Consider the following 20,813-nt stretch of genomic DNA (forward strand, 5'->3'; position numbering starts at 1 on the left):
GAACAATGAGCGGAGTGATACCAACAGACTTGGATTTGGACGCTGTAGCCATGTCCCTGTGGGGCAAGACTAATCTGCTTAACGAGGATGACTGGCTACAGGTTTTCGCGCATTTGAGCGATTCCGCTGCAGTGGCTAGGTATCTTTGGCGTGACTGGGTGCCCCGGGGCACCCGAGAGATCATCATCCGCGATGTTGGTGATCCGGAATTGGCTCGCAAAGTCTGCATGTTTATCACCGGTGTCCATGATATCGGTAAAGCAACCCCGGTTTTCCAAAGCAAGCCGTTGACGCATGCGCCTGGTATGCAGGATCTCTCCCTGCGGTGGAAGCCCAGACAGGCTGGTCTGCGGTTCCCTGATGTTCCGATTACGGATACCAATTATCCTACCCATCCCATAGCGGGCCAAAGGATTCTGGAGTCGTATCTGACGCAGGTACGGAATTGGAGCAAGTCAGTGGCCGAATCCTATGCCTGTGTCGTTGGAGGGCATCATGGTCAGCCTCCTACGCGTCAGGCTCTATGCAAGTCCGATATGGATGTGCGGATGGGCACTGCTCAGGATTATGAGGACTGGGCTGAAGTCCAGCGCCAACTGATTGAATTCGTGGCCAAGCAGTGTGAGCTTAGTGATGATGACTTCGCTCGGCTGAGCAGAAGGCGTCTAAACATATATGCCGAATCTGTGCTGGAGGGGCTGGTCATTATGGCCGACTGGATCGCCAGCAACAGCGACGATGCTCTATTTCCCTTGGTGCCGCTCAACCCTAAGAGCTATGACGAACAGACCTGGGACCGGATGAATTCAGTACGTACAAGAGCTGGTCTTAAGGCACGTCAGGAGCGCGGATGGCGTAACCTCGATCTGCCTCCTAAGTGGCAACCGATTCACGAGCAGATCAGCGTAGGGGAGCGCTTCGCCTCCAGATTTGATCTGCCGGCAGGTGCCAATCCCAGACCAGTCCAGGAGCAGGCCGCACATTTGGCGGAAACGACCAAGGATCCAGGCATTATGGTCATCGAAGCGCCCATGGGCGAAGGCAAGACCGAAGCAGCCCTGGCCTGTGCGGAAATTCTGGCTGAACGAACAGGCAGGGGAGGAGTCTGCGTGGCCCTGCCAACAATGGCCACCACCGATGCCATGTTCTCGCGTTGCAAGAGCTGGATCGATAGATTGCCCCAGCCTGAGGGACGCTCTGAGAAATCCACCTCGCTCAGACATGGCAAAGCTGCTCTCAACAGGGAATTCATGTCTATGGCGACTTCAGCCGGGGGTTCGGCCACATCATCAGTCTTCGATGAGGATGTCCTCCAAGGCTCTGGTGCACAAAAGGCCGTCTATCCCGAGGCAGTGGTGAATGACTGGCTGAGAGGCAGGAAGAAAGGGGTGCTGGCTAACTTCCTGATCTGCACTATCGATCAGGTGCTCATGGCCGCTCTGCAGATGAAGCACGTCAGTCTGCGGCAGCTGGCTCTAGCCAACAAAGTTGTCATCATCGACGAATGCCACGCTTACGACACCTACATGCGTGAATACCTCAAGAGAACCCTGGAATGGTTGGGAGGATTCCACAACCCAGTCATCCTTCTGTCGGCAACCCTGCCTGCATCAATGCGACGTGAGCTGGTGGACGCTTATATTAAGGGGTATGCCTCGGTGCTCGGCGGGTCGAGTAACCTTGCGGAGCAGTCCCCCCAAGTTGCACCGCGTCGTTTTGCAAGCATGGAGGCATTTGCTGACCGCTACTCCAAGCAACGTAATGATAAGGCTTCTGACTCTTCACAGCCGGGTGACAGGCAGCCCTTTAATGAGGGAAATGACCCTGACGACCTGCATGCTTATCCGCTGATTACCTACACATCTGGAACGACCTGCCGGACCAGCTCGGTGCGATCTTCAGGTCGTGCGGTAGACATCGATTGTCATGTCATTGATGACGATCTTGAACATTTGTCAGACTTGCTGCAAGAGCGTCTGGCTGAAGGTGGCTGCGCCGCTGTGATTTGCGACACCGTAGACCGTGCCCAGCAAACTGCAGCAGCTTTGACCAATGTATTTGGTTCGGACCAGGTCAGACTGACGCATTCACGCTTCATCGACCGGGATCGTATGGACAACGAACGAGAACTCCGAGAACGCCTTGGCCCGGATGCAACCCTAGCCAATGGAGGACGTCCTCACCGGCTGATTGTTGTGGGCACGCAGGTCCTGGAGCAATCCCTGGACATCGACTTCGATCTTATGGTCACCGATATAGCTCCGGTCGATCTGTTGTTGCAGCGCATGGGTCGTCTGCATCGCCATCGCAGAGGACAAGGTGAGGGCGACCGTCCAGCTGGTCTGCGGAAAGCCTTCTGCTATCTGCGAGGCATTGCCTCCTGGAACGCGGATGGGCCAGTATTTCCTGACTATATAGACAGGGTCTATCCACCGGCATCACTGCTTGAAGCTCTTGCTGTGCTTTGTCTGCAAACAGTTAGCGCCCACCGCTTGCTGCATCTTCCTGATGACATCTCTCCGCTGGTCCGCATGGCTTATGACTCTGATGCAATTGCACAGTTGATACCCAAAGCCTGGCAAAAACGGTATCGGCTGGATGTACACAAGCGTGCCCAAAAGGATGCGGAAGAGATCGATAAGGCCCAAGTCTATTTGATGAAAGATTCGGCCCGTCTGCTGCACCAGTCTCACACCTTGGTGGACCTGTTTACAGGCACTGTGGACGCCAGGTCTGAAGCCAAAGCCAGACAGGCTGTCAGAGACACTCATGATTCGGTGGAGGTGGTGCTTCTGCGCCGGTGTGGTGATGAGTATGCGCTTCTGCCATGGATCGGAAGCGATACAGTACCTTGCGGGGCTCCTGTGCCCACAAAAACCGAACCTGAAAACCGGCTGGCGCAAGTGGTGTTGCGTTGCTCGGTAAATCTGCCGGATCGCATCTGTCACGACATTGATGCGCTGATCAATGAACTAGAGCTCCGAGCCAGTGACTGTGTTGATGCATGGCATCAATCTCCTTGGCTGGATGGCTGTTTACCTCTGGTATTGGATGAGGAAGAATCCGATTCGGGTCGCCGGAGATTTGTCGCCACTGTACTTGGTTACCTTATCGGATACACCCGTGAGGATGGGCTTACTTGTGTGAAAGCCGACGAGGACGAAAAGAGCTGAACGTTGCAGTGCCTCGCCAGTGTAGGCATTTTCCACTTATGAATAATCGAACAAGCAGAAAGGACAATGATAATGAATGATGTTGGAGCGACCGGCGGAGGTCGGCCGTCGTTCAATCTCTTGGACCAGCCCTGGATCAGGGTTACATATTTGGCAGGACACGTCGGCCTGGTCTCCCTTCGTGACCTTTTGGTTGAGGCCCATCGAATCCGTGAGATTTCAAGTGACATGCCTCAGCAGACCTTGCCCATACTGAGGGATGCCTTGGCTGTGCTTTACCAGGCATACGCTCAGCGGTTTCGTCCTATGATCGGGGATGATAATCCGACGGCCTTGCTGCAGCTGTGGTGGACGCTTTGGCAGACTGGGCAGTTCGACCCTCAAGTAATTGACGATTACTTTGAGCGCTATCACGACCGGTTCGATTTGTTCAACCCGGAGCATCCTTTTTACCAGACGCCGGGATTGACCTACTCGTCCGAGGATAAAGAGTATGACAGCATTGGCGAACTTCAGGCTGACGTGCCTAAGCCCAAGAAGTTTCTCTTTTCCATGCGCGCCAAGAACGACCTGGACTCGCTTACATTGCCTGAGGCAGCCCGATGGTTGGTCTTTCTCCAGGCCTATGACCCTGCAGGTATCAAATCGCCGGTGAACGGGGAGACCCATGTGCGGAACAATAAGGTTTATCCGCCTAAGTCCAAGGTGGGAACCGGCTGGCTGGGCGCCTTGGGCAACGTCTATCTTGAACAAGACAACTTATTCGCCACCCTGATGCTCAACTGGTGCTTGATCAATCCCAGAGGCCGCGGAGATGATGATATCTGGTTCGGCAAGCCTGGTGATTTGGCACCCTGGGAACGTGAGCCGGCTGGCCCTGACATGAATCCTGACTATCAGCCCACGGGCATTGTGGACATGCTTACTTTGCAATCACGCAGGGTTAGGCTGATACCCGATAGTTCAGGTTCCCGTGTGGTTGGCATCATCGTCTGCTACGGCGATGTCATCAGCGCTGACAACATGGACGCTTATGAGCCTATGACGGCCTGGCGGTACGGCAGTGAGAACCTGCGGAAGAAATTGGGACTGCCGACGGCTCCTCGCATGCCAGTCACATTCACTTCTGACAAGGCCATCTGGCGGCAACTGCAGCCTTTGATCAGCGCGGGAAGCAACGGTGCGGGTCAGACTGATGACACACGGCCTGGCGTTATTCGATGGGTTGAGACTCTATTGAATTGGAATCAGGATGATGCCGGGTCCGGAAAAGTGATGCAGATGGCTCGCATTCATACCCAGAGCATGATCTATGGTCCGCAGAACAGCTTCTTCTCGGATGCCATTGATGATTCGCTCGATGCAAACCTTCAACTGCTTCATTTGGATGCTCCTGCTGTGGATGTGGTGGTTCAGGTTGTTGAGCGTACTGAGGATTCCATCAAGGCGTTGGACTCCATGGTTGCCCAGTTGAACCAATCCGCAGGCGACAAAGCGCAGAAGGACCGCTTCTACGCCGCAGTAGCCCGAGTCAAGGAACGTGCATATGCTTCCCTTGATCAGCTGTTCAGACAGCGGATTGCGGAGTTCGGTCCTTCAGAAGACATCGAACGCTACCGGAATGACTGGTTTCAGGCCATTCATCGGGATCTGATTGCGGTGGCTGGTGGGTACCGCGATCAGTCTCCGGCGCCGTCTTTCCTGCCCAAGGCCAATGGTGTCCGATCTTCTGAGCAGATCTTCGATAGATTCCTAAGCCAATTGAATAAATATCTAGGTCCTCTTCCCTCGCGTGAGGGCGAGACCGCAAATGAAAAGGAGGTTCAATGATGACTGCAGCCACCATGACGAACGAGCATGTTTTGTCCGTCGACGACCGCAAACAGGCTGTCGGGCGGTATGCCAACTACCGGATCGGGAAATTGCAGTACGCCTACACGGTTCAGGCCAGCAGCGTGGCCAGGGCTCATCTGGCTTTGCTGCGCCGAGGCATTGACGATGGCAGAGTGCGGTGGATGAATGTCGGGTTTGATCTATATGAGGATTGGCCACAGGATATCCTGGGAAACCCAGCCCTTGACAATGACACCAATATCGTCACTGAAACGCGGGCTATTGCCACTGCCTTGCAGATGTATGCCCTTCATCAGCAGTCGAAATCTCAGGGTATGGCCTGGATGCCGGATCATAAGGGCACAGGGAATGGCGCCGAGGCTAAGCAGCGGAAGCGATCCGAACGCTTCCGCTACAGTTTCGGCCGCGCCTGCCGCATGATTGACGCCGACCAGGACGGTTCCAAGGCCACCCCGGTTCTTCGAAGGCTGCAAATCATGGAGGATGCTCCTGATTTCGACGGCATCCGGCATCAGCTGTATTCGCTGATAAGGATGATGAGGAATCAGGATGTGAAGCTGGACTATCAGGCTTTCGCTCAGGATCTTTATCTGTTGCAGCTGCCTGGTCGGAGGGCCTCTGTCTTTCACCGTTGGGCTCGTCAGTATTACGCCGTGCACAAGGCAGCGGATGCGAAAGAGGGTGAGAAGGCCAGTAGAGCAGCTGAGGTCTAGCAGCACGGTCAATGATGACAAGCCGTTTCGATTGATTCGCCATCTAGTAGATACACATACACAAGATCACCAATTTTCAAAATAAATATTAAGGAGAATATGCCATGTTTATGGATATTTACGCAGTTCAGAACGTCCCGCCGAGCAACATCAATCGTGACGAAACGGGTAATCCCAAGACCGCTCAGTATGGCGGTGTCTTGCGCTCGCGAGTCTCCAGCCAGGCCTGGAAGCGGGCCATGCGCGAGACCTTCAAATCGTTGCTGGACAAGAAGCAGCTGGGGGTACGGACGAAGAATGCAGTCGAGCTGATCGTAAAGGCCATGGTCGATCAACGGCCCGAGTCAGAGGATCAGGCTGAAAGCTACGCCTCCTTGGTTTTGCAGGCTACTGGAGTCAAGGTTGTCGCTTCCACGCGTGCAGGAGCAGCCAGTGGCAAGCCGGTCACTCAATATCTGATCTTCATCGGCAACACTGAAATCAGCAAGTTGGCTGCTATCGCACTGGAATGGATGGATCAGGGAAAGGATCTGGCCAAGGCTCCGGATTCGGCTATGAAGAAGGAGGTATCTGCAGTTTTCCACGGTGAGCAGGCGGTCGACATCGCCCTGTTCGGCCGCATGCTGGCTGATGCCCCTGACCTGAATACGGATGCCAGCGCTCAGGTGGCTCATGCCATCTCTGTGGATGCCATTAAGCCCGAGTACGATTATTTCACCGCCGCTGATGACTTCACGGAAGCGGACAACGCTGGTGCGGCTATGATTGATTCTGTCGGCTTCAATTCATCCACACTGTATCGTTACGCGACCGTGAACTTGGATGCCCTGCAGGAGCAGATCGGCAATGCCGAGGCCACTGCAAGAGTGGCTTCGGTCTTCGTAGAGGCCTTCATCCGATCCATGCCGACCGGTAAACAGAATTCCTACGCCAACAGGACTCTGCCCGAGACCTGCGTTGTAGCCTTCCGTGACAGCCAGCCCATCAATGCTGTGGAAGCCTTTGAACGTCCGGTTGTAGCCGAGCATGATCAGCCTATCTCGCAGGTCGCTGGCCGCAGGCTGGTTGAGGAGTTGCGCAGGATTCAGGATGCTTATGATGAGCAACCTGTGCATGCTTGGGCGATCAGCACGGATTTGTCAGCGCAGGACTTGGCTCCGGTGGCTGAGTCTGTCGGTCTCAAGGATCTGACCAGCCAGGTGGATGCTGAGACTATGCGCGTGTTGGGTCAGCAGGAGTAACTATGAGCATACTGCTGTTGCGATTGTCGGGGCCGTTGCAGTCCTGGGGGAGCTCCTCGCGTTTTACGATTCGTACCACACAACGGGAGCCCACCAAGAGCGCGGTGATTGGTCTGCTTGCTTCGGCGCAAGGGCGTCAACGCGGTGATGACATTGAGGACCTGCTACATCTAAGCTTCGGTGTCCGCATCGATCAACCGGGCATCTTGGTCAATGACATGCAAACAGAGCACGGTGCCAATGTCAAAGCCATGCCATTGACCACACGGTACTACTTATCCGATGCGAAATTCCTGGTGGCTTTAGGCGCTGATTCTGCGCTTTTGGAAGGTCTGGACCAGGCTCTGCGTCATCCCCGTTGGCCATTATATTTGGGTCGCCGGGCTTGCCCGCCGGATTACCCGGTCTCGCTTGGTTTGGTTCAGAAGGACCGTGTGGATCAGGCCCTGCGCACCCATCCCTGGATGGCCGCTTCTTGGTATAAGAGGCGCCATCAAGGCTGCCGACTGGAGGTGGTCTGTGACGCGGACTTCGCTAAGGACGAAGACAATGGGATTGTCTCTTCCCAGGCGGATGCTCCGCTGAGTTTCGGTGCTGCCCGCAGATATGCGGTCAGAACGGTTTGCCGATACAGAATCCCCAATCCGGATGGTCCCGGCTCTGACGAGCAGCGGACTAAAGACGTTCCGGATCACGATCCAATGTCGTTTTTCTAGGAGGCAGGCATGTATATATCCAGAATGCCGTTGAACACTGCACGGTATGCGGCAAAGCAACTGATTGCCTCGCCTTACCGTCTTCATGCCGCCGTGGAGAAGTCCTTCCCGCCGGGTGCTGTACGCAGTGGCGATGGGGGACGTATCCTGTGGCGATTGGATTTCTCCCGTGATGGAGATTCGACCTGGCTGTATGTGGTGAGTCCTGAGCGTCCTGACTTCACCCATATTGTTGAGCAGGCCGGTTGGCCGACCCATGCAGAGTGGGAGGTGAAGGACTACGAGCCGTTAATCACTCATATAGCCAAGGGACAGGAGTGGGCCTTCAGGCTTCGGGCCAATCCCGCCAGACAGGTCTATGTCGACAAAGGGCGGCGGTCCAATCATGCAGTAGTCGGCAAGGTGATGGGGCATGTCACTGTGGGTTATCAGTTGTCTTGGCTGCAAAAGCACAGTGAACGCAACGGATTTGCCCTCCTAGGCAGCTCTGATGAGAGTCATGGACCGTCCTGCCTTGTTTCCCAGCGCCGCAAGGAGAAGTTCGACCACGGGGGCGGCAAGGTCACCTTGGTTACAGCCCAGTTCGACGGACAGCTTCGTGTAACCGATGCGCAAGCTTTTCAGCGTTGCCTACGGCAAGGCATCGGCAGGGCCAAGAGCTTCGGCTGTGGGTTGCTGACGGTGGCTCCGATCCGATGACTAAGGATCAGTCTATGGGGTCTGCCGGGAGAACCGAGATTCCCGGCAGTCCCCCTCCTGAATTGGGTGATTTGGTACGGGCCGAGGATAGGCTCTCGTTCGCATATTTCGAGCACTGTGTTATCACTCGCGAGGACAATGCCATCGCGGTTACCAGAGATACCGGGACTATACGGCTGCCTGCCGCCAATCTAGGTGTGCTCATGCTTGGTCCCGGCACCACCGTCAGCCACCAGGCCATGGTGGTAATCGGTGACAATGGTGCCAGCGTGGTATGGGTGGGGGAGCGCGGTGTGAGGATGTATGCGTTCGGCCGTCCTCTGACGCATTCGGCTGCCCTTCTGCAAAGGCAGGCGGCTTTGGTCTCCAACACCCGCAAACGTTTGGCTGTAGCGAGGGCCATGTACCAGATGCGCTTCCTAAACGAAGATGTCAGCTCTTGTACCATGCAGCAGCTGCGTGGGCGTGAAGGTGCCCGAGTTCGACAGGTCTACCGTCACTGGTCGGAACTGACTGGCGTAGCTTGGGATAAACGAACCTATGACCACGAGGATTTCGATGCCGGCAACGAGATCAACAAGGCTCTGTCGGCTGCTCATACCTGCTTGTACGGAATCGCTCACTCGGTGATCGTAGCCCTTGGGTGTTCACCAGGCTTGGGATTCGTCCATGTAGGCCATGAGCGCTCCTTTGTCTATGACGTGGCTGATCTGTACAAGGCCGAGATATCGATTCCTGTAGCTTTCAAGACTGCTGCAAAGCAGCCCGACGACATCGGCTCGGCCACCCGGCACGCCATGCGTGATGCTGTCTATGACCTCTCGCTCATGCGACGGATGGCTCGCGATATTCCACGACTGCTTGGAGCACCTGTTTCTTCCTCTTCTGATGAAGAGGACGGGACCTTGGAGCTCTGGGATGAGAAGGTCGGCGGCGTCCCGGCTGGGAGATCCTATGCAGATGAAGAGGAGGGGATGAGCTGATGGTGGTCGTTGTTTTGACGGCATGCCCACTGGGCCTGCGCGGGGATTTGACCCGATGGCTCCTAGAGATAGCCTCTGGAGTTTTCGTTGGCCACGTCACCGCTAGGGTCCGGGACCGGCTTTGGGAACGTATCACAGGGCAGATCCGAACGGGAAAGGCCATCATGGTCTATTCTGCCCGCAATGAGCAGCATCTGAGTTTCAAGGTGCATCGCTCAGATTGGAACCCAGTCGACTGTGAAGGATTGACTCTTATGGAGAGGCCTGCTGAAGGCGGCGATGGCAGATCTGCGGGTGGTGGAAACCGATACCGCCGAACTGGTTGGAGCAATGCAAGCAAGTACAGACGAGTGGCAAAGTTCCGGCGCTCGCGATCCAACTGAGTCCAAGCGGGACTCACTTTTCAGATGAGTTTTGCCGATGAGTGCCAGGTACTGATTACTGGGCCAGTGCATTGATAAGGATCTCTGTGTAGATGGTCTGAATCGCAGTGGCTGGGACGGGGAATGGAAGGGGCTCGAAATGCAAACTCATTAAAAATCAGAGATTTAGTCTATTATATTGTTGGGATTGCAAGGATTTCTAAGTGTGCTCCCCGCATCCGCGGGGATGATCCTGCAAGGCACATGCCAAGCGTGGTCAACAAAGAGTGCTCCCCGCATCCGCGGGGATGATCCTTTGAGGACGGTTCTGGCGTTCTTCCATGCGTCGTGCTCCCCGCATCCGCGGGGATGATCCCCCTGTGCGTGAGTTATTTACCACTATGTGCCCGTGCTCCCCGCATCCGCGGGGATGATCCCCACCTAATCCTTTCACCACCAACCATACCACAGTGCTCCCCGCATCCGCGGGGATGATCCGGAAAGGACGTGACAAATGGAAAGCATGTGGATGTGCTCCCCGCATCCGCGGGGATGATCCCCGGATATGTCGGCGCTTGGCTGTCAGGCACCAGTGCTCCCCGCATCCGCGGGGATGATCCGGCTGCTCGGACGGCGTGCCTGTCGTGGCAGAAGTGCTCCCCGCATCCGCGGGGATGATCCCCAGGAGGCGGAAGACAGACACGCAATCACCCGGTGCTCCCCGCATCCGCGGGGATGATCCTCCGCCAGTCGTCTTCTCCCCCTGATACAATCCGTGCTCCCCGCATCCGCGGGGATGATCCCGCGAGCTACCACTATGATGCAGCAGCCATCAGGTGCTCCCCGCATCCGCGGGGATGATCCCCCTCTTTCAAAAAGAGTCATTTCTATGAAACGGTGCTCCCCGCATCCGCGGGGATGATCCGTACTCAACAAGCCAAAGCTCAAGGCCGAGGAGGTGCTCCCCGCATCCGCGGGGATGATCCACGGTTCATGGTCTCTCCGAAGGCTTACGTGAGGTGCTCCCCGCATCCGCGGGGATGATCCGGAGGAGGCGCGCGACCAGGCTATGGAGACGGGGTGCTCCCCGCATCCGCGGGGATGATCCGCTCATAGGGATCCACTTTGATGCCGACGGCCGGTGCTCCCCGCATCCGCGGGGATGATCCCCATGTCAAAAGCCCGGGAGACCACGTTTTGAGGTGCTCCCCGCATCCGCGGGGATGATCCCTCAACTCATGCCTTTCTCGGAATCTATAAAATGTGCTCCCCGCATCCGCGGGGATGATCCTCAGTTGAGCAAGAGGCTCAACCAGAAAAGCGAGTGCTCCCCGCATCCGCGGGGATGATCCCAGCCCAGACAGCAGCAAGCGCCACGCCAGCAGGTGCTCCCCGCATCCGCGGGGATGATCCTGTGCAGACGCTGATGAGGATTTTCCCCAATCTGTGCTCCCCGCATCCGCGGGGATGATCCGTTTCGGAAACACCATATCGGGTTTAGGCAAGAGTGCTCCCCGCATCCGCGGGGATGATCCGGGCGGCAGATTGTACCCGGTGGGCCAGTAACCGTGCTCCCCGCATCCGCGGGGATGATCCTTCGTCCGGCGTAATACGGATGGGCACTGGAAAGTGCTCCCCGCATCCGCGGGGATGATCCCCGGCTGATCCAAACCTTAGAGCGTGCGGCAGTGTGCTCCCCGCATCCGCGGGGATGATCCCTGCTAACCCTGCCCCGAGGAGCGCAGGTGACCGTGCTCCCCGCATCCGCGGGGATGATCCTAAGGGGACCGCTGCCGCTAACTACGACTATCTGTGCTCCCCGCATCCGCGGGGATGATCCTGACTACATGAGCACCACAGACTTTGCTTTACAGTGCTCCCCGCACCCGCGGGGATGATCCCGGCTGGAACGGTAATATCGATCTGAGCGTGGTGTGCTCCCCGCATCCGCGGGGATGATCCCACATCCAGAATGGTCAATATACGTCTTGTTGTGTGCTCCCCGCATCCGCGGGGATGATCCCTCGACCGTCGACGGCACCGCCTGAGACACCCAGTGCTCCCCGCATCCGCGGGGATGATCCCGCAGATCGCCAGATGGGTCAAGCAGACAACCGGTGCTCCCCGCATCCGCGGGGATGATCCCTCTCCCGTGGCACGGGGGATACGGTCGCGGTCGTGCTCCCCGCATCCGCGGGGATGATCCATGTTCGCATTCATGCCGGAATTCTGCAATCTCGTGCTCCCCGCATCCGCGGGGATGATCCTGTCAAGATAATTCAAACCATAATCGTCATTCTGTGCTCCCCGCATCCGCGGGGATGATCCCCCTGCGCAAAGCCAAGCTCCCCCAGGTGCGCAGTGCTCCCCGCATCCGCGGGGATGATCCTCCCCGGTCGGCGGCTTGGTTTTTGCGCAGGCCGTGCTCCCCGCATCCGCGGGGATGATCCCGTGTCTGCGGCTCGGGTGGTGCTGTTCGATGGGTGCTCCCCGCATCTGCGGGGATGATCCCAGACGCTCAAAGACTCACGCCACACCAACAGCGTGCTCCCCGCATCCGCGGGGATGATCCCCTCTACGCTCAGGTCACCCGGTATCCCGGTGGGTGCTCCCCGCATCCGCGGGGATGATCCCTTCTAACCCGTTGCCCCGGCCATCCGGTCGGGGTGCTCCCCGCATCCGCGGGGATGATCCTCATGGGCTTGCTCTGCTCACGCCGGCCCAGCAGTGCTCCCCGCATCCGCGGGGATGATCCGGACCAGGACGCTTACCCGGTCCTCGCGACCATGTGCTCCCCGCATCCGCGGGGATGATCCTGTCACGACCACTGGTGCTGACGTGGTGGTAGCGTGCTCCCCGCATCCGCGGGGATGATCCCGTTTTGTCATCTCTCGCGGGTCGAGTACAGTGGTGCTCCCCGCATCCGCGGGGATGATCCTTTTGCGCCGTCGTTTCCGGCTTCGGTCTGCGCGTGCTCCCCGCATCCGCGGGGATGATCCTCGGCGGAAGGACGCGGATATCTCGGCTTGTTCGTGCTCCCCGCATCCGCGGGGATGATCCGCCCACCAGGCCGTCGGGCGTGGAAAACAGGCCGTGCTCCCCGCGGATGCGGGGATGATCCACGGGCTCAACACCACCCACGCGCGGACCCGTGAGTGCTCCCCGCATCCGCGGGGATGATCCTCAGACGGGGCCATCCTTTGTTTATCAGTATGCGTGCTCCCCGCATCCGCGGGGATGATCCGGAAAAGTGGATGGACGATATCCTATTTGAATTGTGCTCCCCGCATCCGCGGGGATGATCCGTGTTCCCCGACAATCTAAGATTCCTGAGCAATGTGCTCCCCGCATCCGCGGGGATGATCCCATAGCCTTTAGGCGGGCCAGCCGTCTGGCCGAGTGCTCCCCGCATCCGCAGGGATGATCCTCTCATCATCGCTCTTGTTCTGCCACTGGGCAAGTGCTCCCCGCATCCGCGGGGATGATCCCGGATCAAACGAGATGGGCCTGAACACGTCCTCGTGCTCCCCGCATCCGCGGGGATGATCCCCTCTGATACATCCTGACGCGCGTTGTCTGCTGGTGCTCCCCGCATCCGCGGGGATGATCCTCCGTGGCGCAAAGACCGACAGACCGGCGATACGTGCTCCCCGCATCCGCGGGGATGATCCCGGCATGGAAGCCCTCCTGCCTGGCCGAGGGGAGTGCTCCCCGCATCTGCGGGGATGATCCCGTCTGTGAGAAACGATGGATGATCCGTCCCCAGTGCTCCCCGCATCCGCGGGGATGATCCCCCATCCCGCAGAATGCCTACGATCATTATCAAGTGCTCCCCGCATCCGCGGGGATGATCCCTGCACCATCTTCAACCCCATCCAGTCCTTGCAGTGCTCCCCGCATCCGCGGGGATGATCCCACGCTCATGGCCTCCGTGTTGGCGGACAGGGGGTGCTCCCCGCATCCGCGGGGCTGATCCCAGCCGCCGCCAGCAGGGCCAAAGCCTGCAGATGTGCTCCCCGCATCCGCGGGGATGATCCCGGGATGTACTCAAGCATTTTAAGGGACGAATTGTGCTCCCCGCATCCGCGGGGATGATCCTGATCTTCAAGACGTTCTGAAGTCTGCAAGACGGTGCTCCCCGCATCCGCGGGGATGATCCCATCATCTTGGTGCCGAGGCCGGTCTGATCCATGTGCTCCCCGCATCCGCGGGGATGATCCCGGAACAACACGATGCACGCCTGGGCCAGCGCTGTGCTCCCCGCATCCGCGGGGATGATCCGTCACTCTTGAGCAGATCGGACCGCTGTGCATCGTGCTCCCCGCATCCGCGGGGATGATCCTGACCTCGCACCACTCGGTGTCACCAGTGTGCTGTGCTCCCCGCATCCGCGGGGATGATCCCCACTATGGAAAGGATGAAGATGATGAATAGTGGTGCTCCCCGCATCCGCGGGGATGATCCTCACCCTGACGAGGACAGCCTGCCGGAGCCTTAGTGCTCCCCGCATCCGCGGGGATGATCCCTACTGGGTCCATTTGACCAAGTGGTACCCAACGTGCTCCCCGCATCCGCGGGGATGATCCCCCGGTGACGAGCTGGCATCGGTCATGAGAGTGGTGCTCCCCGCATCCGCGGGGATGATCCCAATTGGCACGGGCCACATGTAGACCCGATATTGTGCTCCCCGCATCCGCGGGGATGATCCTCAGTGGCCGACTGCCGGCTTTGCGGTCCATGGGTGCTCCCCGCATCCGCGGGGATGATCCGTCATCCGGGACTTATCCGACATCAGGGTGGCCGTGCTCCCCGCATCCGCGGGGATGATCCTGCCTCTCCCAATGGGCTTTTGCATATGCGTCGGTGCTCCCCGCATCCGCGGGGATGATCCTCTGCCGGATGGTGGGTCCAGAAAGTCGTTGGTGTGCTCCCCGCATCCGCGGGGATGATCCCCGTGTTGAGCTGCTTGTCGTCGCCCACCAGGAGTGCTCCCCGCATCCGCGGGGATGATCCCGGGCCTCTTGGCAGGTCCTCGCAGATCGGGCAGGTGCTCCCCGCATCCGCGGGGATGATCCCCGTTGCATGATTTCCTGCGTCGAGGAGCAATGGTGCTCCCCGCATCCGCGGGGATGATCCTCCCAGTCACCGTTCTTCAGGGCGATGGTGTACAGTGCTCCCCGCATCCGCGGGGATGATCCATCGTCTCTGGGCATGTCTTCATACCACTGTTTGTGTTCCCCGCATCCGCGGGGATGATCCACGCACGGTCCGCCTTGTTCGAAGCAGCGTCGGGTGCTCCCCGCATCCGCGGGGATGATCCGGCTCCAGGGCGATATCACCGGACTTGGTGCCAGTGCTCCCCGCATCCGCGGGGATGATCCCGAGTACCTGCACGCCCTGCAGGACCTGGGCATGTGCTCCCCGCATCCGCGGGGATGATCCCGGGGTAGATCGCAAGTATGTAGACCGGCTGAAGTGCTCCCCGCATCCGCGGGGATGATCCTGGACGGCTGCACTTTTCAGCTTTGCCTGCTCGGTGCTCCCCGCATCCGCGGGGATGATCCCAACGAGACATTCGGCCCATACCCCATCACCACGTGCTCCCCGCATCCGCGGGGATGATCCTGGTGCGGACTGGCCCGGCATCCCATTCGTCTCGTGCTCCCCGCATCCGCGGGGATGATCCCCCGACAATACGATCGTACGATGAACAGACTTTGTGCTCCCCGCATCCGCGGGGATGATCCCCGGCAGATGGAGAAGCTGAAACTCGGGTCTTCGTGCTCCCCGCATCCGCGAGGATGATCCCTGGGCCAGCGCCCACTCCAGGGTCATGCCCGAGTGCTCCCCGCATCCGCGGGGATGATCCTTGTCGGGCGATGAAACCAGTCGGGTGAAAGTCGTGCTCCCCGCATCCGCTGGGATGATCCTATGGGAGGCTTTCACCTCTTTTCTCAGCTCATGTGCTCCCCGCATCCGCGGGGATGATTCCCTGCTCCTGTCCGCCGCCGGCCATCTGGTCCGGTGCTCCCCGCATCCGCGGGGATGATCCCCTGTACAATGCCGAAATCGAAGTCATCGTATGGTGCTCCCCGCATCCGCGGGGATGATCCTGACTCGAAGGCTGCCAAGGCCGGAGCCGACCAGTGCTCCCCGCATCCGCGGGGATGATCCTTTTGCAATCTGTGATGGTTTGCGGGTCTCAGGGTGCTCCCCGCATCCGCGGGGATGATCCTGAACCAGCTTTCGTTTGCCGCCACCCGATACAGTGCTCCCCGCATCCGCGGGGATGATCCGCTCTGGGTGGAGGGGTCGAACGGCATGGCCTGGTGCTCCCCGCATCCGCGGGGATGATCCCAAGCAGTGGACCGTGGCTTCTTAAGAGTATACAAATACTATCGGTGTTCCCTGCATCCGCGAGGATGATTCCACAGGCTATCGGATGGATGCCCTGCAGGTTCACAAATATGAGAGGAGACGAATGACTATGGATGAGGATTTCATGAGAAAAATGGCATCCAAGGATAAGGCCTGCACCACTACTCATGACCATATTCCTGATGACCGGATCAACAGTCACGCGTCATGCTATCCCATCACTGATGATATGGATGAAACCGAACGCCGGGTCTGGGATTTGCTGGATGACGAGGACAGGAAAATGATTCAGTCGGATCGTACATACTATGGGACAAACTATGGTGCTGGCTTCGGCGGCAATAGCAAGGTGAGTTTCTACGATGTGCTCGGCATCAGGCAGTTCGACTGATTCATCCCGGGCTTCCACATGTTGCTGCAATCATCAAAAGAATCACTATAGGAGCGCCGGGAAGAATCCATGACCGCTTCATAGTTCGAACATGAGTGTTTGATTCTCTTTAAGTCCCAGTAATCGCATTGGTGTGCCCTGATTGAAGGTTCTGTCTGCCCTTCAAGGCATCGATTGCCGCTTTGCAGATGACTAGCAGGGTGTTAGAACACGGAGTGTCATGGTGTTCAGATGCGCATGATCGGGTGGTCAGAAGACACGGTCCGGGTGCTCCTCGCACACGTAGTGGATGACTCTGGGTCTGCTGCATTTTCGGTCGCAGAGTTCAGGTCTTCCCCGCACCCGCTGTGATGGACTATATCGCTTGCAGAATGAATCCATTTATCCGCTATCGCCTGGATGCCGAGTGTTTGCGAATTTTACTTTCCGCTCCTAAGCGTGAGCGCGCCGCCCGGTATAAGCTTGTAGGCGATGTGTCCACGAGTAGCGGACTTGGAGGTGTGGTCGCCGATGGAACAATTCGACGATGCGGATGACGCGGAATTCGGCAGAAGCGATTCAGCTGGTTCCACAGTCGCACCATCGCACCCGGATGAAGCGACTGCGGCGAACAAGGTTTCCGCCCATCCTGAGGCGACCATTCCTGACTCTGAATATTCGCTGGCTGAGATCGAGCAGCGCCGTGCCCGCCCGGTCCGCTGGGTGGTCTTCGCGCTGGCGGTCCTCCTGGCCATCGTCATTCCTTATGGATATGGGCGCTCGCTGGCCATCAACCACACCCAGGGCGTGCTCCACTATGCCTCGGTCCTGGACCCGCGAGGCATAGCCTTGATTGCCTGGACTGTGACCGTGCTGACCTTTATGGGCATCGGCATGTCCATCATCGAGTCGTCCTCCTGGTTCTGGCGGGTGGTCTTCGTGCTGGGCCTGGCCGCCGAACAGCTAATTGCCGGCCTCTGCCTGCTCAAGATGAACTTCTGGTACAGCACCTTCGTCGTATACCAGCATCAGGCCATCCTGGCCAACGCGGCCAATCTGGGCATCATCGCGGCCGGGCTGGGGGTGGCGGTCTTCGCCGTTATTTTTGTGGCCATCCTGGTCTGCGTACGCAAGGATTCCCCCTGGAACACGCTGACCCACAGCTGGTCGGCTCTCTCCTTATTCTTCATCATCGAGCTGGCGGCCATCGCCATCGTCCTCTTCGGAGGCCTCATCACCGCTGTTTGAATCATAGGATTGCTGAATTTACTAGAATATGCTGCACGATGGGTGTCGGTAACTGTCAGTTGTGGTTTTGGGTTGATTCCTGTCCGCACGCTGTCAAGAGGTGCGAACGTAAGATCAAAGCGCAATTGACCGCGGGGGAGGGGGCTGATGCATATGGGCTTTACTCGGCTAATTCCCGATCCAGGCGTTTGGCTATCCGCTCGGCGTAGGAGGTATCTATGATGATTAGGCTCCCGCAGGTCACAAACAGAGCGACCAAGGGCCAGCCCATGAGGGTATGGACCCATTCGGGAAGGGTGAAGAAATCAGTGAGGAACATGAGCGGCACCAGGGTGTAAACGCTGTAGCCGAGGACATGCATGGTGTAGGGGATGGTAGTTCCTGTGATGTATCGCATGCCGATCCAGTAGTTGTCGAGGGCGATTTGGAGTTCGCGGCTGCTGGCCGGGGTCATTTGGTGTTGGGGGAATTGCCGGTGGGTGGCCCAAACCCATGCGCCGACGCCGATGGCGAGGCCTAGGACGCAGCTGACGATCGCTGTGGTCCGTCGGGGCATACCCAGGAGGACATCGCCGCCCTGGAGTGGATGGTACGGTTCGGAGCGGTGCCATGCGCGGGCTATTTTCAAGGCAGATATGAACATGATGACGATCATCGCGGTGATGTATAAGGGGACGGAGTAGTGTCTTCTGTTGTATTCCCTGGCTTCCGGGGTCCGGTAGAGCATGGGGGCCTTGACGGGCTGGTTGCTGACGCGGTCCCAGTAGACACGGGTGAACCGGTCGGGCAGGAAGCCGATGGCTTCGTAGCGCCACCATGCGGGGCGGCTGGCGTGCCAGCTCGGTGTCGGCCGTGCCCGGCGGCGAACCTGGTCCTCCCGCCGGTGGTCGCGGGCGAGGGCGCGGACCTGGCGGGCGCGCAGGAGCCTGGTGACGGGGTTGTCGGGTCCCTTCCAGGCCGGGAGACTGACCTGGTCCTGGGTGAAGGTGACCAGGTCGGGGTCGGGGGTGTGGCCGACGCCGACCTCGGGCAGGGGAGCGTCGCCCCCGGGAACTACGCCGGGTCTGCAGGCAAGGCCGCCCACGGAGCAGATCCTGCCTGCGTACCATGGACCGGATGACCCGGCGGCCTGTTCGGGTGGCTGCACGTACTGGCCGACCAGACGAACCACCAGCCCGTCCTTTCCCAGCCCGTCAAACCATCCGGTGCCTCTGTAGGCCCCGGATACGGTGGCGGGCCCGTCGGCCAGGACGACCAGCGAGCCCAGGGGCAGGACCTGTCCGGGCCGGGGCCGGCCGATCCTGCCGCGCCGCCGCCACACATGCCCCTGGAAGGTCTGCAGGCACAGGCCCCGGGCCAGGAGGTAGGGCGCCAGGACGCGGTCCATCAGCCGCCTCGACCTCCACGCATTGAACGACATCAACACAAACAACCAGACCAGCATCGCCGGAGCACCTAATACGACATCTACCAATAGGTACAGCATCAGTATGCATCCCCTGATATCATTCCTGGTTTCAATCCGAGCCGCACACATGGCAATGCAGGAGACAGCAGGAAAGCTACCATAGATTGTCCTTAATGTGGCCCCACATGTCATCTCCGTTCCTGCGATTGACGGAATTGTCGTAAAAAGTGTTGCCGGCTACTGCACCGAGGTATCCTACGACTAAACCAATTCCAGCTCCTACAATCGTACCTGGTGCAGGGGCGATTGAATCCCACAACTGCTCCAGCGGCGGCTCCTGATTCAGCACCGATAACACCACCAGAGGCAGTGATCAGGCCATGAGCCATAGCATCTTGGGTAGCTGCCTTTTGATGCCGCTCAATGATTCAAAACCGCCAGAAAGAAAATCGCCGACCATGAAAGAGCGGCTCAACGTGCTCAGTTGCATAGCCTTGGCGGTTGCTTCATCAACGCATCCGTCAAGGTCGTTTTTGGTCTTCTCCCTTCTATCTCTTTTATCGAGTATGTCATGTGTGACCGGTAACTGAATCAGAGATGAAGGTGGGGGTAGGAGGTCGATTCGGTGACTTCATCAAACCTTCGTTCATAGGATCGTTCCTCGGCGTTGATATATCCCATGAACACTATTTCCGTCACGTCTTGGCGGTTGAAGAAAATGATCTTGGCCGGATCGGTCATGCCATACGGGAATTGTACGGCACCATAGTCAAAGTAACCCGTTGTTCCATGCATGTAACCAGCAGGGTACCCGGGTCTCTTCTGGTTTTCACCACGGATCCCAAAGGAAGAATGGTATCTTCTGGTTTGATGGCGTTCTGCTCGGATTGTTTCATTAGGTGCCCTCTTCGGTGGATGAATGAAGTTGCCTTCCTTCAACTTCTCTAACAACCTATGGTAGGACTACACGGTAAATCACGGTCGGTTCATGCAAAACAGTGCGACATCTTCGCTACATCGGAGTGAAATGGCTCATTCCTCATTGGCGCTAATCCAATTTTCGCTGTGCTCTCCTTCATTTTGTTGATTCCGTCATTGTTCGTTTGGTCCGCAAAATGTGTATAATAGACTTTTGGCGTGTTTCGCCCGCGGATCGAGAGCGCTTCAGCATAGGGCTGGTGCACCGCGTAACGGAAGAATGCAAGAGGAGGAGCCGTGGCTCTTACGAGTGAGCAGAAGCAGGCAATCGTCAAGGAATACGCGACCCACGAGGGTGACACCGGTTCCCCCGAGGTCCAGGTGGCTCTGCTGAGCAAGCGCATCTCCGACCTGACCGAGCACCTCAAGCAGCACCAGCACGACCACCATTCGCGTCGTGGCCTGCTGCTTATGGTCGGCCATCGTCGCCGGTTGCTGGATTACCTCAAGAAGGTGGACATCAACCGCTATCGTTCCCTGGTGGAGCGTCTTGGACTGCGCCACTGATATGCATGCTTTCGCCCGGGCCTAGCGCTCGGGCGCTTTTGCATGACTGAACCAGGCACTGTCGATCCCGGGACGGGATTGCAGAAGATGGTGCCGGACTGAAAAGCAAGGCTGGTCCGCAAGGCATGAAGATAGCCGGACATGGGGTTCGGCAGGACCAGACCGAAGTACAAGGATCTCCGG

Annotated in this window: 13 protein-coding genes and 1 CRISPR repeat array; of the genes, 11 read left to right on the forward strand and 2 right to left on the reverse strand. The window is 58.2% G+C overall.

Annotated features, from left to right (window positions below):
• Positions 1-35: 35 nt before the first annotated feature.
• The 10 genes from cas3 to H3U90_RS04920 all read left to right on the forward strand — a co-directional run bounded on the left by cas3 (position 36) and on the right by H3U90_RS04920 (position 17,737).
• Complete coding sequence (gene cas3 / locus H3U90_RS04875; protein WP_232341298.1) at positions 36-3,173, forward strand: CRISPR-associated helicase Cas3'; 3,138 nt, start codon at positions 36-38, stop codon at positions 3,171-3,173.
• A 72-nt stretch (positions 3,174-3,245) separates the two neighbouring features.
• Entirely contained in the window at positions 3,246-5,003 is a 1,758-nt protein-coding gene (casA, locus tag H3U90_RS04880; RefSeq protein WP_198177268.1) for a type I-E CRISPR-associated protein Cse1/CasA, read from the forward strand.
• The gene (casB, locus tag H3U90_RS04885) at positions 5,000-5,740 is read left to right on the forward strand and encodes a type I-E CRISPR-associated protein Cse2/CasB (RefSeq protein WP_198177269.1); all 741 of its coding nucleotides are present in this window, start codon (positions 5,000-5,002) and stop codon (positions 5,738-5,740) included. Before casA ends, casB begins: the two co-directional genes overlap by 4 nt.
• 104 nt (positions 5,741-5,844) lie before the next feature.
• Positions 5,845-6,981 carry a type I-E CRISPR-associated protein Cas7/Cse4/CasC gene (gene cas7e / locus H3U90_RS04890; protein ID WP_198177270.1) on the forward strand — a complete coding sequence of 379 codons (1,137 nt, stop codon included), beginning with the start codon at positions 5,845-5,847 and terminating at the stop codon, positions 6,979-6,981.
• 2 nt (positions 6,982-6,983) lie between these two features.
• Positions 6,984-7,697: a type I-E CRISPR-associated protein Cas5/CasD gene (gene cas5e / locus H3U90_RS04895; protein WP_198177271.1), complete on the forward strand. Its 714-nt coding sequence runs from the start codon at positions 6,984-6,986 to the stop codon at positions 7,695-7,697.
• A 9-nt stretch (positions 7,698-7,706) separates the two neighbouring features.
• Positions 7,707-8,396, forward strand: coding sequence for a type I-E CRISPR-associated protein Cas6/Cse3/CasE (cas6e, locus tag H3U90_RS04900; protein ID WP_198177272.1), 690 nt, complete (start codon positions 7,707-7,709; stop codon positions 8,394-8,396).
• A gap of 14 nt (positions 8,397-8,410) precedes the next feature.
• A complete protein-coding gene (gene cas1e, locus H3U90_RS04905) occupies positions 8,411-9,379 on the forward strand; it encodes a type I-E CRISPR-associated endonuclease Cas1e (RefSeq protein ID WP_198177273.1) in 969 nt (322 codons plus the stop codon).
• Complete coding sequence (cas2e, locus tag H3U90_RS04910) at positions 9,379-9,762, forward strand: type I-E CRISPR-associated endoribonuclease Cas2e (protein WP_198177274.1); 384 nt, start codon at positions 9,379-9,381, stop codon at positions 9,760-9,762. The genes cas1e and cas2e overlap by 1 nt, the downstream gene beginning before the upstream one ends.
• A 205-nt stretch (positions 9,763-9,967) precedes the next feature.
• Positions 9,968-16,170: direct repeats of the CRISPR family, unit length 28 nt; unit sequence GTGCTCCCCGCATCCGCGGGGATGATCC.
• A 58-nt stretch (positions 16,171-16,228) separates the two neighbouring features.
• Positions 16,229-16,510: a hypothetical protein gene (locus H3U90_RS04915; protein WP_198177275.1), complete on the forward strand. Its 282-nt coding sequence runs from the start codon at positions 16,229-16,231 to the stop codon at positions 16,508-16,510.
• A gap of 510 nt (positions 16,511-17,020) precedes the next feature.
• Complete coding sequence (locus tag H3U90_RS04920; RefSeq protein WP_198177276.1) at positions 17,021-17,737, forward strand: hypothetical protein; 717 nt, start codon at positions 17,021-17,023, stop codon at positions 17,735-17,737.
• A 160-nt stretch (positions 17,738-17,897) separates the two neighbouring features.
• Here H3U90_RS04920 and H3U90_RS04925 read toward each other — a convergent pair whose 3' ends face one another.
• Positions 17,898-19,124 carry a hypothetical protein gene (locus tag H3U90_RS04925; RefSeq protein WP_198177277.1) on the reverse strand — a complete coding sequence of 409 codons (1,227 nt, stop codon included), beginning with the start codon at positions 19,122-19,124 and terminating at the stop codon, positions 17,898-17,900.
• 612 nt (positions 19,125-19,736) lie between these two features.
• Positions 19,737-20,084 (reverse strand): DUF4176 domain-containing protein, encoded by a 348-nt coding sequence (locus tag H3U90_RS04930; RefSeq protein WP_198177278.1) that lies wholly within the window; start codon positions 20,082-20,084, stop codon positions 19,737-19,739.
• 276 nt (positions 20,085-20,360) lie between these two features.
• On the opposite strand from H3U90_RS04930, the gene rpsO reads away from it, so the two are divergent.
• Positions 20,361-20,630 carry a 30S ribosomal protein S15 gene (gene rpsO, locus H3U90_RS04935; RefSeq protein WP_024626835.1) on the forward strand — a complete coding sequence of 90 codons (270 nt, stop codon included), beginning with the start codon at positions 20,361-20,363 and terminating at the stop codon, positions 20,628-20,630.
• Positions 20,631-20,813 lie beyond the last annotated feature (183 nt).

The organism is Bifidobacterium sp. W8103, from assembly GCF_016100775.1.
Classification (GTDB): Bacteria; Actinomycetota; Actinomycetes; order Actinomycetales; family Bifidobacteriaceae; genus Bombiscardovia; species Bombiscardovia choladohabitans.

Coding starts and splice junctions, on each gene's coding strand:
- casA (WP_198177268.1), top strand. CDS start 3,246: ATGAATGATGTTGGAGCGACCGGCGGAGGTCGGCCGTCGTTCAATCTC.
- casB (WP_198177269.1), top strand. CDS start 5,000: ATGATGACTGCAGCCACCATGACGAACGAGCATGTTTTGTCCGTCGAC.
- cas7e (WP_198177270.1), top strand. CDS start 5,845: ATGTTTATGGATATTTACGCAGTTCAGAACGTCCCGCCGAGCAACATC.
- cas5e (WP_198177271.1), top strand. CDS start 6,984: ATGAGCATACTGCTGTTGCGATTGTCGGGGCCGTTGCAGTCCTGGGGG.
- cas6e (WP_198177272.1), top strand. CDS start 7,707: ATGTATATATCCAGAATGCCGTTGAACACTGCACGGTATGCGGCAAAG.
- cas1e (WP_198177273.1), top strand. CDS start 8,411: ATGGGGTCTGCCGGGAGAACCGAGATTCCCGGCAGTCCCCCTCCTGAA.
- cas2e (WP_198177274.1), top strand. CDS start 9,379: ATGGTGGTCGTTGTTTTGACGGCATGCCCACTGGGCCTGCGCGGGGAT.
- H3U90_RS04915 (WP_198177275.1), top strand. CDS start 16,229: ATGGATGAGGATTTCATGAGAAAAATGGCATCCAAGGATAAGGCCTGC.
- H3U90_RS04920 (WP_198177276.1), top strand. CDS start 17,021: ATGGAACAATTCGACGATGCGGATGACGCGGAATTCGGCAGAAGCGAT.
- H3U90_RS04925 (WP_198177277.1), bottom strand. CDS start 19,124: ATGGACCGCGTCCTGGCGCCCTACCTCCTGGCCCGGGGCCTGTGCCTG.